The following is a 14,026-nucleotide window of genomic DNA, read 5'->3' as shown; positions in this document are numbered from 1 at the left end:
TGCTAATCCAGATTCACATGGTGTTTCATCACGCGTTTAAACAGCGCCAGACGCGCGCGCATAAAGCGGTTTTCCACACGGAAGCCGGCGTGCTTGTGTAACCCGATACGCAGCAATCGGTCACGGCCCCGAACCGAGGCAGGCCAACGCACCGGGCCCGTCAGAACCGCATGCTCCGCGCTGGCATGACGCGCGAAGTTCACCCAGTAATCGGCCACCTGGGCGGCAAAGGCTAAATCGCGCGGCGAAGCGTAATCACAAGATGGCGGTATGTGCCCCAGCGTATCGAAAACGTAAGGGACTTCATTGCCATGCCACGCGCCGTGAGGATAAGTATCGTGTTCCGCTTCAGCAACATAGTCGAACCAATAACGCCAGCACGGTTGATTCAGCCGCTGCTGGGCCTGCATCACCACGTAGCCGAGCGTGGTAAACGCCATGTCGCGGCACACTTGACGCCCCAACTCCTCATCGCCCTTCACGCCGGGATAAAGCAGTTTGATTAACCCCAGTCCCAGGCGGCGCTCGCGGCGTAGCTTCTGGATTTCTCCGGCCAAATCAACGCCAAAGACCGCCATGACGCTCGCTTCGTCGCTGTTGGAACCAACAAGTACCGGCATGGGGTGCTGCTTTGCGGCAAAAAAAACATCCAGCATGGGCTGTGGCAGTACCGCATCGCCGACAATCGGCGCAGGCCCAAGATTATGCGGTGCAGTCAACGACCAGAATGCATCCGCCGGGATTTCACGCAGACTTTGCGCAGACGCGTTGGGGAGATTGAAGTGTTCAGCTAACCGTTCACCGCGGGCCAGCGCGGTTTCACGCGGCATATCCGGCAACGTATAGCCGCTCTGGATAATGGCTTTATGGAACAGGCCTTTCGCCTTCGGCGAAGCCATCAGTGACAGCACGCTACGCGCGCCCGCCGATTCACCAAACAGCGTGATATTGTCGCGGTTTCCGCCGAAGGCAGCGATATTATCCTGCACCCAGCGCAGCGCAGCGATTTGGTCCATCAGACCAAAGTTATACAGCCGTTCGCCGTCTTCTTCCTCCAGCGCCGGATGGGCGAAGAAGCCCAGGTGGCCGAGGCGATAGTTAAGCGTCACCACCACCACGCCGCGCCGTGCCAGCGCCTTGCCGTCGTATGGCGGCAGCCCGCCCGCGCCGATAGTAAACCCTCCGCCGTGCAGCCAGACCATTACCGGCAGCAACTCATGACGTTCCGCCGGCGACCAGACGTTGAGATAAAGACAATCTTCAGAGAAGCGGCCTGGATCGCCGCCGCCCAGTTCCTGGCAGTATTCACTGTTTTGCCAACTGGAATCTGAAAAGGTCTCGGCGGGGCGAACACCCTGCCACGGCATGACCGGCTGCGGCGCGCGCCAGCGCAGGGAGCCGACCGGCGGTGCGGCATAGGGAATGCCGCACCACAGATGGATATCCTCGTCCACTCGTCCTGACAACGACCCTTGTAAGGTCTCTACGCGCGTTGAGGCATTCTGCATCGGTGTTCATCCTTTTTTGTTGATTCCTTTGCAGATTAACCGTTTCAGAGCAAACCGCAACGGCGTTTGCTGCGCACCTCCGCTTCTTCATAGAGCTTGAATTCATCCAGAACTGGCCGTCCCAGGGCGGCTTCAAAGGCACTACGGCTGGCATTGCCATGGCTGCGCGTCTGCGCATCGCCGCCCAGATTCGACTGGAAAATCCCGGCAGCGCTCACCGGCAGAAAATCTTCATAGGTGATGGGCTGGGCCGTTATCCAGCCGCGTTCAATAAACGGCTGCGGGTCGTCACCGGGACGGATCGCCTGACGGTGCGCATCACCACTCGGCGTAAGACGATAGCGGAACCAGGCCAGCCCCTGCTGACGCAGAAGAAATTCGCTATCGGGAAAGGCTTTAAACACTTCTTGCAGATGCTGCTGATGACTGAGGTTATCTTTCCCCACGCCCGCTTCGTTCAACAACCGGTCGTATAGCGCCCGGCCTTTTGGCGTCAACGCCACCCCACGCTGCTCAATTTCACCAAAACGCGCGGTATGCGTGCCGCTGGCATCGCCGGCAAAAGCAACCGGCTCTTCCAGCGCCTTAAAGCTGGTCTGCCGCAGCAGTAGCGGTACCGCACGGCGCGGCGGCCCTTCTATGACGGCCTTTGGTTCGATCCCGTATTCGGCCATCAGCGACTGAACCTGATCGATATCCAGCGTGCGCGGCGTCAGGTGGTTGATATGGCAGCCAGGGAAGCAAACCACATCAGCAATCAGCCGATGCTGGCGGTTAAGCGCCTCGTAGGTTTCTTTGTCTACCGTGGTATGCCGGTGCCAACGGAAAGTTTCCAGCGCTTCGTGGACGAACTCTTGTGCCTGCTCGGCGTTGAAACCATTCTGTTTATCATGAAGATTCATCAGCGCCCGACAACGCGGAGTGAAAATATCGCGCCGGGCAAGAATTTTCGCCGCCTTTTCGCGCAGCGCGGGATCGTCGATCAGCTCCAGACGCAGTAATGAGGTAAAGATTCGGAATGGGTTGCGTTGTAACGCGGCGTCATCCACGGGGCGAAACGCGGTGGAGTGAACCGGTACGCCAGCGACCGAAAGATCGTAATACCCGACCGGTTGCATCCCCATAATGGCAAACATGCGACATAGCGTCGCCAGCTCTTCAGCCGTTCCCACCCGTATGGCGCCATGACGCTCAACGTTCAGACGCGCCAGCTCGTCGGCGTTCGCCAGCTGTTCATGCAAGCGTGCATTGTTTTCCAACACCGCCAGATTCACATCAGCAACAAGCGCTAACAACGTGCCATATTGCGGGACTTCCTGCTGGTACATTGCCGACATTGCTTGTGAAAAATCTTCCCGAATATCATCTGCCGAAAGGGTGTGCGCCATGTTTTTCCATCTCCTGTGCCTATATTTGCAGTGTAGGTAAGCACATGAGGCTATGCGGTAAGAATTTACAAAGTGTGATCCCGGCGACTGAGTTGATTTTGCAGTGAATCCCGGCCATTACATAACCACAGGTTATTTAAAATACACCTTAAATTCACTATTAATTAACAATGCATTTACACACACTGTGTGAGGCAATAATAAAATACCCTACACGGAGCCACCTATGAGCACAAAATGGTCACCGCAAGAAGTGATTCACCGGGATTATAACAATCACCCACCGGCCTACGCGCCGGGTTACAAAACCAGCGTGCTGCGCTCGCCGCGTAATGCGCTGATCTCATTGCAGAATTCTCTATCGGAGATCACCGGCCCGGTCTTCTCCCAGCAGGATATTGGCCCGCTGGATAACGATCTGATTCTGAACTACGCCAAAGATGGCCTGCCGATCGGCGAACGTATTATTGTTCACGGCTACGTGCGTGACGGCTTCGGACGTCCGCTGAAAAATACGCTGGTCGAAGTGTGGCAGGCCAACGCAGGTGGCCGTTACCGGCATAAAAAAGATCAGTATCTGGCCCCCATCGACCCCAACTTTGGCGGTTGTGGCCGCGTGATGACAGATGAAAACGGCTATTACTTCTTCCGGACCATCAAGCCCGGCCCCTATCCGTGGCGCAACCAGGTCAGCGACTGGCGACCATCGCATATTCACTTCTCGATTTTTGGTGAAGCCTTTGCTCAGCGTCTGATTACGCAAATGTACTTCGAAGGCGATCCGTTAATTAAACAATGCCCAATCGTGCAAGCCATCAATAACGACGACGCGGTTCGTACGTTGATTGCTGAGCTGGATACTCATGCCGCCGTACCGCTGGACTGTCTGGCATATCGTTTTGATTTGGTGCTGCGCGGCCAGCGCGCCACGCTGTTTGAAAACCGTACGCAGGGGGCTGCACGATGAAAGACTATTTACCCGAAACCGCATCGCAAACCGCTGGGCCTTACGTCCACATTGGCCTCGCGCCGGACGCCGCCGGTTTTCATATTTTTGAGAAAAACTTCGGCCCAACGCTGGTTAACAGCCATACACCGGGTGAACGCATTGCCATTGAAGGCCGCGTTTTCGACGGTTCCGGTACGCCAGTACGCGACGTACTGATTGAGATCTGGCAAGCCAACGCCGAGGGGCGCTACAACCACGTCGCCGATCGGCAGGAAGGCAAATCACTGGACGCTGATTTTCGCGGCTGGGGTCGTGCCTGCTCTAACTTTGATACGGGCGTCTGGCGCTTTGACACCATTAAGCCCGGACAGGCGGTTGGCCGCGATGGGCGCATGATGGCGCCGCACGTCAACCTGTGGATCGTCGCTCGTGGGATCAACATCGGCCTGAATACGCGCATGTACTTTTCTGACGAGCAGGAGGCCAACGCCATCGATCCCGTACTGAATCTGATCGAGTGGGAAGTTCGCCGTCAGACGCTGATTGGCCACAAAGAAACGCGCAGCGGTGAGACGGTGTACCACTTTGATATTTATCTACAAGGTGAAAAAGAAACGGTCTTTTTTGACGTGTAAGCGCTGATATTCTCTGGTATCTCCTCTTTACCTGACCCGGCTGAGTGCAACGACGCCGGGTTTTATCCATGCAACAAAACGCTTGTCTGTTAAACCGCACAAATGTTAATAATAATTTGCTAGCAAGTTATCAAAATTAAACAACATTACTTGTCACCCATGCCGCTCTGTTTTTAACATCGCTTATGGAAAAAAATGCTCTCTTTAGTCAGCGCATTCGTCTGCGCCATCTGCACACATTCGTGGCCGTCGCCCAGCAAGGAACATTGGGGCGCGCGGCTGAAACACTTAATCTCAGCCAGCCTGCACTCTCCAAGACGCTGAATGAACTTGAACAGCTAACCGGCACGCGGCTATTTGAGCGTGGTCGACTGGGCGCGCAGTTAACTCTCGTCGGCGAACAGTTCTTAACCCATGCGGTCAAGGTGCTGGATGCGTTAAATACCGCCGGGCAGGCGCTTGTTCGTAAAGAAGGTGTTAACAATGATGTAGTGCGAATTGGCGCACTGCCCACCGCTGCGCTGGGTGTCTTGCCTGCGGTGATTGGGCAATTTCATCAACAGCAAAAGGACGTCACCCTCCAGGTTGCCACCATGAATAACACCATGCTGTTGGCGGCGCTGAAGTCCGGAGATATCGATCTTGGTATTGGACGGATGTCGGATCCGGAACTGATGACCGGGCTAAACTATGAGCTCTTGTTCCTCGAATCATTGAAGCTGGTGGTGCGGCCAGACCACCCTATTCTGCATGAAAACATCACCCTGAGCCGCGTACTGGACTGGCCGGTTGTCGTTTCACCAAAAGGTACGGTTCCACGTCAGAATGCCGAGACACTCCTTCAGAGCCAGGGGTGTAAGATGCCTGCGGGCTGCATTGAAACGCTTTCGGCATCGCTATCACGCCAGCTGACAGTTGATTACAACTACGTGTGGTTCGTGCCTTCCGGTGCGGTGAAGGACGATCTGCGGCGCGGTACGCTCACCGCGCTGCCTATCGCGACCCAAGGCCAGGGCGAACCCATCGGCATCCTTACTCGCGTAGACACGACGCTCTCCTCCGGCGCACAGACGCTGCTCAGCGCCGTACGAAAGTCGATGCCTTCGTGATGAGCGCCCGCCGTGGCCAGGAATGACGGGCCACGGCTAGCTTGCTTGTCTATTAATCTGCGCCCAGGAGAGCTTAGGAAAAGCATCAATGGCGCTTTCCGGCGATAAATTCACAACGCGAATATTATTAAGCGCGCAATAGGACTGTGCGGCATAAAAAGAATGGCGGATTTGTTCAAAATCACGATCGAGTCGCGTGCCTAACTTATCCCCTGCCGTTTCATAAAAACGCGGCTGTTCAAAATTATTCATATCCAGCCCGGCAATATATATTTCGCGATACCCCAACGCACAAGCAATTTGTAACGCTGGATAGACCACCGTGCCGTAATCAAACAGCGCCCGGTCAATGTTATCGGAGAAACCTGCGCCATCTAACCAGTGATAATGTTCATCATTAACAACGACATTCTCTTTTGCGCCGAGGAATTTGTAAATACAGGCACCGGACACAGCCTCAAAGATCTTGAATCGGCAGCGGATATGCCGCCACTCAATGTTAGTGAAAATGGTTTCCAGCGTTGTATAAGGGCAAAAGACCGTGAGATCCTCTTGCGAGACCAGCGCTTTGACAAGCGACAGACGGCCTCGGACGAAGTTTCTGTCCGTGATGGCATACCATTTAAAATCAATATGTTCCATCGAAAAGGCACCGTTAACCCCAAAGTAATCAAAGGACGTATTGAAGAAACGCGTCTCGATGTGATTGACGGATGGCCCCGTTGCCATAATAAGCAGCGGTTTGTTTCTTGTTTGTTTGTGGACAGCCGGCATGTTTATTTCTCTATGTTTAAAAAAAACATTTTCGATGCCGCCTGATGCATTTCTCACCACTCTAAAAAAAGGCCAGAGATTTTTATTGTGCTGATACTGCCGAGGGTGAGTGGTGCGATACAGCGTTTTATAAAACCATTTTGACAAGTTATCAACTGCCATCATATTATTTATTCCATAAATAAATGCCGGCAATACGCCGCACGCCCGTCATTATAGTTTACCGCGTTCAATAAAAACCCACACGCTATCTACTTTCCAGAAAAGTAAAAAGAAATATTTATCATATTAACCTGATTATTAGTGTCAGAATATTGCGACTGAAAAATTCGGAATTTGACCCTCCCCATGGTCTTCGTGCGATGAGTCTCCTCCCTTGAACTTCGCGCGGATGATTCATTTACGTTATCCGCCGCTGAACGACGTGCGCTATAACGCGCAGGTCACAACGCATACGAAACCTATACGCAAATAATGCGAAATTATTCATTAACAATTGCGCAATGCAATTTAACAGATCTATCATAGCCATAAGTTAACCAAATGGTTCACAGGTGATTTCATTTTCGAACTAAATACTTCGATTTGAAATAATCAAGATCTTCATTCAAAACAATATAGCGACATCCTTGTTACACTTGGTTCAGTCGCATGCATTTTATGCTGTCGAAAGGAGAACAGTATGGCTACTAGCAACGTGCCGCGAGGATTCCCCCGAATCTTGCAGTGGCTTCTTATCGGGCTGATGGCGCTCATCGGTCTGGCGATTGGTGCCCTGGGGGCAAAACTTGCCTCCGTGGGCGGCACCTGGTTCTTTGCCCTGATGGGGCTGGTGATGGTGGTCAGCGCCATCCTGATCGCCCGTCATCGCCGCGGCGGCATTGTGCTGTACGCGCTGGCCTTTATCGTCGCGATCGTTTGGTCCATCAGCGATGCAGGCTGGGATTTCTGGCCGCTTTTCTCACGTCTGTTTGCCTTTGGCGTGCTGGCTTTCCTCTGTGCGCTGGTCTGGCCGTTTATGTCTACCACCCAGCCAGCTAAAAAAGGCCTGCCGTTTGCCCTTGCGGCGGTCATTGCTGTCGCGCTGCTGGCAAGCATTGGTGGTATGTTCAAGCCACAAACGCTGGTTTCTGCTACCGAAGCGGTGCCGGTTAAACCGGTAGCAGCCGGTGAAGAGCAGAAAAACTGGGAACATTGGGGTAATACCACCCATGGTGACCGTTTTGCTGCCCTGGATCAGATTAACAAGCAGAACATCAATAAACTGCAGGTGGCCTGGACTGCCCACACCGGTGATATCCCGCTGAGCAATGGTTCGGGTGCGGAAGATCAGAACACGCCGTTGCAGGTAGGCGATACCCTGTTTGTCTGTACACCGTATAGCAAAGTACTGGCGCTGGATGTCGATACCGGTAAAGAGAAGTGGCGCTATGATTCGAAAGCCACCGCGCCGAACTGGCAACGCTGCCGTGGTCTGGGCTACTTTGAAGATACGCAGGTGCTGAACGCGCCGCAGAGCACAGCGCAGCCAGCCGCCTGTCCGCGCCGCCTGTTCCTGCCAACCACCGATGCGCGCCTGATCGCCATCAACGCCGATAACGGCAAGCTGTGCGAAGACTTTGGCAACCACGGTATTGTGGACCTGAGCGTCGGTATGGGCGAAGTCAAACCGGGTTACTATCAGCAAACCTCCACACCGCTGGTCGCGGGTAATGTGGTGGTGGTGGGTGGCCGAGTCGCGGATAACTTCTCCACCGATGAACCGCCGGGCGTGGTTCGCGCGTACGACGTACGTAGCGGCAAGCTGGCCTGGGCCTGGGATCCAGGTAATCCGAATCTGACGGGCCTGCCGCCGGAAGGCCAGACATACACCCGCGGTACGCCGAACGTCTGGTCTGCGATGTCCTATGACGCGAAACTGAATCTCATTTATCTGCCAACCGGTAACGCCACTCCGGATTTCTGGGCCGGTGAACGTACCGCGCTGGACGATAAATACAGTTCCTCCATCGTCGCCGTTGACGCTACAACCGGTAAAGTCCGCTGGCACTATCAAACCACACACCACGACCTGTGGGACTTCGACCTGCCTTCGCAACCGCTGCTGTACGATCTGCCAGACGGTAAAGGCAGCACCACGCCGGTACTGGTACAAACCAGCAAGCAAGGCATGATCTTCATGCTCAATCGCGAAACCGGCGAGCCGGTCGCCAAAGTTGAAGAGCGCCCGGTTCCGGCGGGCAACGTGCATGGCGAGCGCTATTCTCCAACGCAGCCTTACTCCGTCGGCATGCCGATGATCGGCAACGAGCAGTTGAAAGAGTCCGATATGTGGGGCGCAACCCCGGTGGACTTGCTGCTATGCCGTATTCAGTTTAAAGAAATGCGCCATCAGGGGATTTTCACCCCGCCGGGCGTTGATCGCTCCCTGCAATATCCGGGGTCACTGGGCGGTATGAACTGGGGCAGCGTGTCGGTTGATCCGAACAATAACCTGATGTTCGTTAACGATATGCGCCTGGGCCTGGCTAACTATATGGTGCCGCGTGAAAACGTGGCGAAAGGCGCCAGTGGTATCGAGATGGGAATTGTGCCGATGGAAGGTACCCCCTACGGCGCGATGCGCGAACGCTTCTTGTCACCATTGGGTATCCCCTGTCAGAAACCGCCGTTTGGCACCATGTCGGCAGTGGATCTGAAGTCCGGTAAGATCGTGTGGCAAGTACCGGTTGGCACCGTAGAAGACACTGGTCCGCTGGGTATCCGCATGCATATGCCGATTCCGATCGGCATGCCGACACTTGGCGCATCGCTGTCAACGCAATCGGGTCTGTTGTTCTTCGCGGGCACCCAGGACTTCTACCTGCGTGCATTTGACACCGCAACAGGGAAAGAGATCTGGAAAGACCGTCTGCCGGTCGGCAGCCAGTCTGGCCCAATGACCTATGTTTCGCCAAAAACCGGTAAGCAGTACATCGTGATTAACGCCGGAGGCGCTCGACAGTCGCCGGATCGCGGTGACTACATCATCGCTTACGCCCTGCCGGATTCGCAGTAATCCTCTTCCCCGTAGCCACCCTTGGCTACGGGGTTTTTTCTGTTTATCAGAACGTTTCCCAGTTATCCGCACCCGCTGTGGCCACCGCCGGACGTGTCGGCGTAAACGCCGGTTTGGCGCTGGACTTTTCATGCCCATGATTTTCACTACGCTGGATACGGAACGCCCCGACGGCTTCGGTAAGGCGTGCCGCTTGCTCTTCCAGCGAAGCCGCCGCGGCTGAGGCTTCCTCTACCAACGAGGCGTTTTGCTGAGTGACATTATCCATCTCAGTCACCGCCTGGCTCACCTGCTGAATACCGCGGTTTTGCTCATCGGAGGCCGCCGCAATCTCCAGCATAATATCGGTCACGCGTTTTACCGCATCCACAATATCGGTCATCGTCGAGCCAGCCCGCACGACTTCGTCTGAGCCGCGTTCAATTAAGGTGACAGACTCGCTAATTAGCCCTTCAATCTCTTTTGCCGCCTGAGCACTGCGGCTTGCCAGCGTGCGCACTTCACTGGCCACCACCGCAAACCCGCGGCCCTGCTCGCCCGCGCGCGCCGCTTCGACCGCGGCATTCAGGGCGAGAATATTGGTCTGGAAGGCAATACTGTTGATGACCGACGTAATTTCCGAAATTTTCTTCGAGCTGGTTGAGATACTGCCCATGGTCGCCACCACGCCGGACACCAACTGACCGCCGCGCGACGCTTTACCCGAAGCGTCTTCCGCCAGCTTGCTGGCATGATGCGCATTATCGGCGTTTTGTTTCACCGTTGCGGTCAGCTGTTCCATACTGGCCGCCGTCTGTTCAATGGCCGCGGCCTGCTGTTCAGTACGGGAAGAGAGATCGGTGTTACCGACTGAAATTTCGCTGGTGCCACGGTAGATCTCTTCGGCCCCCTGACGCACCGTGCCCACCGTCTGCACCAGCGCATGCTGCATCTTTTGCAGGTTACCATTGAGCTGGCCGATTTCGCTGCGCCCTACCGGTTCATCCGCCATGGTCAGGTCGCCGCTGGCAATCTGCGCGATACGTACGCCGGCACGCTGCAATGGCAAAATAACCACGCGGCGTAATGTGGTAAAGGTCAGTAGCGTCATGACGAGAGCCAGTACGAAAGCCCCAATCATAAAGATGACGCCGAGGCGGGTACGATCGTGAGCCATCTCAGCTAATTGATTGGCGCGGGCGGTACGGATATCGATAACTTTCAATCGTACCTCGTTGTAGGCGTCATCCAGCGCACGGGCTTGCTCACTTTCGTAGTTGATGATCGCTTCAAACATGCCGTTCTGGGCATATTTCAGCATCGGTTTCATCCCTTCCAGGTAGGCGGTATAGCGTTGATTCATTTCACCATCCAACGCCTGGTCTGCCGGTGTTTTCACGTTTCTGTCGGTGTAAACCTTAAATCCAGCCTGCGAACGTTGAATCCAGTGGGCTGCCGCCGCGAGGTTTTTTTTCATGCTGTCCATTTCCGCAATACGGCTGTCCGCCCCAGCATGAATCATCATCAAACGAGCTTCACGCAGATAGTTAGCGCTGTCGGATAGCCCCACCCGTACCTGTAACTCATGGGTGACATCACGTTGGTCAATATCGGCTTTCCACATAAAGTAGCCAGCCAGCCCCGAGCTCAGGGCAAAAAGCAGCAGGATGCCGCCAAAAACGGAACCAAAAAACGGTACCAGGCGGATGTGGTGTAAGAAACCGATCTTTTGCGCACGGACCGGCGCAGCCTTTTTATCCATGAGTTGACTCTCTTGTACTTGAGGTAAGTACCAGAGTCATCGGCCATTGCCGCTAATTTCTTATCGGGAAAGATGTAAAACGTAAGGCGGGTCACACTTCATATTCCCGGCGGGACAACTCCCACCGGGAGGTGGGCGTTATTTATCGCCGAAATGAATCACGGTGCGGATAGATTTGCCTTCATGCATCAGATCGAACGCTTCGTTAATCTGCTCCAACGGCAGACGATGGGTGATGAAAGGATCAAGCTGAATTTTGCCTGCCATCGCGTCCTCTACCATGCCCGGAAGCTGAGTACGGCCCTTCACGCCGCCAAACGCCGAACCGCGCCATACACGGCCGGTCACCAGTTGGAACGGGCGAGTTTTGATTTCCTGACCTGCACCGGCGACGCCGATGATGATGCTTTCACCCCAGCCTTTATGACAGCATTCGAGCGCGGAACGCATCACGTTGACGTTGCCGATACATTCAAAGCTGAAGTCCACGCCGCCGTCGGTCATTTCGACGATCACATCCTGAATGGGCTTATCGTAGTCTTTCGGGTTGATAAAGTCGGTCGCGCCCATTTCTGCCGCCAGCGTAAATTTCTCAGGGTTTGTATCAACCGCCACAATACGCCCCGCCTTCGCTTGTACCGCGCCCTGGATCACCGCCAGACCGATGCCACCAAGACCAAAGACCGCCACGGTATCACCTTCTTTCACCTTCGCCGTGTTGTGCACTGCGCCAATACCGGTGGTCACGCCGCAGCCCAGCAGGCAAACTTTGTCCAACGGCGCCTGCGGGTTCACTTTCGCCAGTGAAATTTCAGCCACCACGGTGTATTCGCTGAAGGTGCTGGTGCCCATGTAGTGGTAAATCGGCTCGCCGTTATAGGAGAAGCGCGTGGTACCGTCCGGCATCAGGCCCTTGCCCTGGGTGGCACGAACAGCCTGGCACAGGTTGGTTTTGCCGGATTTACAGAACTTACACTCGCCACATTCAGCGGTGTACAGCGGAATAACGTGGTCGCCCGGCTTCAGGCTGGTGACGCCTTCACCGACTTCAACCACCACGCCGCCACCTTCATGGCCCAGCACCGCCGGGAAAACGCCTTCCGGGTCATCGCCAGACAGCGTGAACGCATCGGTATGGCAAACGCCGGTGTGGGTGATTTTGACCAGCACTTCGCCTTTCTTTGGCGGCGCGACGTCAATTTCAACAATTTTCAGCGGCTGACCGGGGCCAAACGCAACTGCAGCACGTGATTTCATAGCTGTCTCTTCCGTTGTGATGATTATTTTAAATAGGATCGTAGCAGATGACCCACTTCCGTCATGCGTACTGCACGCTGATCCGGCGTGGTGTCTCCGCTTACCAGTTCGTCTTTGAGATGCATCTCGACCATTTCGCCCATCAGGCCGTTGGCGGCCCCGCGAATAGAAGCAATCTGTTGCAGGATAGTCAGGCAGGAATCGCCGGACTCCAGCGCGCGCTCCAGCGCCTCAACCTGCCCTTTAATGCGGCGAACCCGGGTTAATGCGCGTTTTTTGTCTTCAGGTGAATGCGGCATAGGCCCTCCGGTGATATAGGGGGGTATACTATCAGTTGTTTTAAGAAATTGTAAAATGATTGCGCAATTTCTGCCAAAAGAATCACACGGAAGCGTGTAGAGAAGCGAATTGGGTGCGATGAGGATGACAGACATCATCAAGAGTGGCGGGGATGATTCCCCGCCGGGTCTCTTACTTAACAGATTCGTAGGCTGTGAAGACAGCGACCTCTGTCTCAGCTGTTCGGATTCGGACCTCACAGAGGTCTTTCCTCGTAACCAGCACTGCCAGAATAGCGGTAATACAGATGACGATCAGGGCGACAATCATCGCCTTTGACTGCTTCATAGCCTGCTTCTCCTTGACCCGAAGGTCCGCAAGAGGCTACTCTGATGTTGTAAAGCATAGATGTGGCCTCGGTTGATGTTGAGCGTCCGGCAAGACGCTCAATGTTTCCGGGGCTTTTCTCTATCTGCCGTTTGGCTAATGCCTGAGACAGATAGCCTCAAGCACCCGCTAAGATAGTACACCCTGCCGATAAGTCTATGAATCACTTTATCTATTGGCTTTAAGCACCCTATCGGGCGTATCTATAACGGCTTTGAATTATTACGGAAAATGGGATGGGATTGCCGGAGGGCGCTTAGTACCTTCTCCGGCATTGATAACTCAGGACTGCAACGTCGCCAGACGCGCGGCAAAACCAACAAACACCAGGCCGATCAGGCTGTTGCCAATCTTTGCCAGCTTCTTACGGGTTTTGACATAGCGGGTAACCAGCGAACCGGAAACAATCAGGAAGCTCAGGTAGGTAAAGCTGACCAACTCCAGCGTCAGCGCGAGGATAAAGAACGCCAGACCCGGTGTTTTAGCGTGCACATCAATAAACTGCACAAAAAACGAAACATAGAACAGAATCGCTTTCGGGTTTGTCAGGCTTAAGGTCAACGCGCGTTTGAAGATAGCGTGCCCCGGCTCAGGCTCGTCATCCTGCCCCGCCGTTTTGCGCTTGAGCGTGCTGTAAAGCATCTTGCCGCCGAGATAAAGCAGATAAATAGCGCCCAGATAACGCACGATGTTAAACAACACTGGCGTCGTTTTTATCAGCGTGGCGACGCCAGCAAAGGAGAGGAACATCAGCACGGCATCGCCGATAAACACTGCCAGCGCGGCCATGTATCCTTTACGGATACCGTGTGCGACGCCGGTTTTCAGGACGAAAAAGGTATTTGGCCCCGGAACCAGAATAATAAAAATGGCCCCGAGTAAATACGTCCAGTAATTCAGCACGCCAAAATCTGCGAACACCCCGTTCTCCCTACGCATAC

The 14,026-nt window shown here is 54.6% G+C and carries 12 protein-coding genes; 4 read left to right on the top strand and 8 right to left on the bottom strand.

From position 1 onward, the window contains the following. Positions 1–2: 2 nt before the first annotated feature. Both GY169_RS11055 and GY169_RS11050 read right to left on the bottom strand, forming a co-directional pair. Positions 3–1,508 carry a carboxylesterase/lipase family protein gene (locus tag GY169_RS11055; protein ID WP_167575755.1) on the bottom strand — a complete coding sequence of 502 codons (1,506 nt, stop codon included), beginning with the start codon at positions 1,506–1,508 and terminating at the stop codon, positions 3–5. A 44-nt stretch (positions 1,509–1,552) separates the two neighbouring features. Next, a complete protein-coding gene (locus GY169_RS11050; protein ID WP_167575754.1) occupies positions 1,553–2,896 on the bottom strand; it encodes a VOC family protein in 1,344 nt (447 codons plus the stop codon). A gap of 226 nt (positions 2,897–3,122) precedes the next feature. Between GY169_RS11050 and pcaH the strand changes: the two genes are divergently transcribed. The 3 genes from pcaH (at position 3,123) to GY169_RS11035 (ending at position 5,589) form a co-directional block, all read left to right on the top strand. Continuing rightward, the gene (gene pcaH / locus GY169_RS11045; protein ID WP_163446461.1) at positions 3,123–3,863 is read left to right on the top strand and encodes a protocatechuate 3,4-dioxygenase subunit beta; all 741 of its coding nucleotides are present in this window, start codon (positions 3,123–3,125) and stop codon (positions 3,861–3,863) included. Continuing rightward, entirely contained in the window at positions 3,860–4,480 is a 621-nt protein-coding gene (pcaG, locus tag GY169_RS11040; protein ID WP_167575753.1) for a protocatechuate 3,4-dioxygenase subunit alpha, read from the top strand. Before pcaH ends, pcaG begins: the two co-directional genes overlap by 4 nt. A gap of 185 nt (positions 4,481–4,665) precedes the next feature. After that, positions 4,666–5,589 carry a LysR substrate-binding domain-containing protein gene (locus GY169_RS11035; RefSeq protein ID WP_167575752.1) on the top strand — a complete coding sequence of 308 codons (924 nt, stop codon included), beginning with the start codon at positions 4,666–4,668 and terminating at the stop codon, positions 5,587–5,589. A gap of 36 nt (positions 5,590–5,625) precedes the next feature. Here the strand turns inward: GY169_RS11035 and GY169_RS11030 are convergent, their stop codons facing one another. Then, positions 5,626–6,528 carry a lipopolysaccharide core biosynthesis protein RfaZ gene (locus GY169_RS11030; protein WP_167575751.1) on the bottom strand — a complete coding sequence of 301 codons (903 nt, stop codon included), beginning with the start codon at positions 6,526–6,528 and terminating at the stop codon, positions 5,626–5,628. A gap of 517 nt (positions 6,529–7,045) precedes the next feature. On the opposite strand from GY169_RS11030, the gene GY169_RS11025 reads away from it, so the two are divergent. After that, positions 7,046–9,421, top strand: a complete 2,376-nt coding sequence (locus tag GY169_RS11025) for a glucose/quinate/shikimate family membrane-bound PQQ-dependent dehydrogenase (RefSeq protein ID WP_167575750.1) — start codon at positions 7,046–7,048, stop codon at positions 9,419–9,421. A gap of 46 nt (positions 9,422–9,467) precedes the next feature. Here the strand turns inward: GY169_RS11025 and GY169_RS11020 are convergent, their stop codons facing one another. The 5 genes from GY169_RS11020 to leuE all read right to left on the bottom strand — a co-directional run bounded on the left by GY169_RS11020 (position 9,468) and on the right by leuE (position 14,006). After that, complete coding sequence (locus tag GY169_RS11020) at positions 9,468–11,162, bottom strand: methyl-accepting chemotaxis protein (protein WP_167575749.1); 1,695 nt, start codon at positions 11,160–11,162, stop codon at positions 9,468–9,470. 138 nt (positions 11,163–11,300) lie between these two features. Then, on the bottom strand, positions 11,301–12,419 hold the full coding sequence (locus tag GY169_RS11015; protein ID WP_167575748.1) for an S-(hydroxymethyl)glutathione dehydrogenase/class III alcohol dehydrogenase: 1,119 nt from the start codon (positions 12,417–12,419) through the stop codon (positions 11,301–11,303). Positions 12,420–12,442: 23 nt separating this feature from the next. Then, a complete protein-coding gene (locus GY169_RS11010) occupies positions 12,443–12,718 on the bottom strand; it encodes a metal/formaldehyde-sensitive transcriptional repressor (RefSeq protein ID WP_163446466.1) in 276 nt (91 codons plus the stop codon). 172 nt (positions 12,719–12,890) lie between these two features. Beyond that, entirely contained in the window at positions 12,891–13,046 is a 156-nt protein-coding gene (locus GY169_RS11005; protein ID WP_163446467.1) for a Hok/Gef family protein, read from the bottom strand. A gap of 321 nt (positions 13,047–13,367) precedes the next feature. Continuing rightward, positions 13,368–14,006 carry a leucine efflux protein LeuE gene (gene leuE / locus GY169_RS11000; RefSeq protein WP_065357142.1) on the bottom strand — a complete coding sequence of 213 codons (639 nt, stop codon included), beginning with the start codon at positions 14,004–14,006 and terminating at the stop codon, positions 13,368–13,370. Positions 14,007–14,026: the final 20 nt, after the last annotated feature.

This window comes from Kluyvera genomosp. 3 (genome assembly GCF_011765685.1).
GTDB lineage: Bacteria > Pseudomonadota > Gammaproteobacteria > Enterobacterales > Enterobacteriaceae > Kluyvera > Kluyvera georgiana_A.
This window is presented reverse-complemented; position numbering and strand designations above follow the sequence as displayed.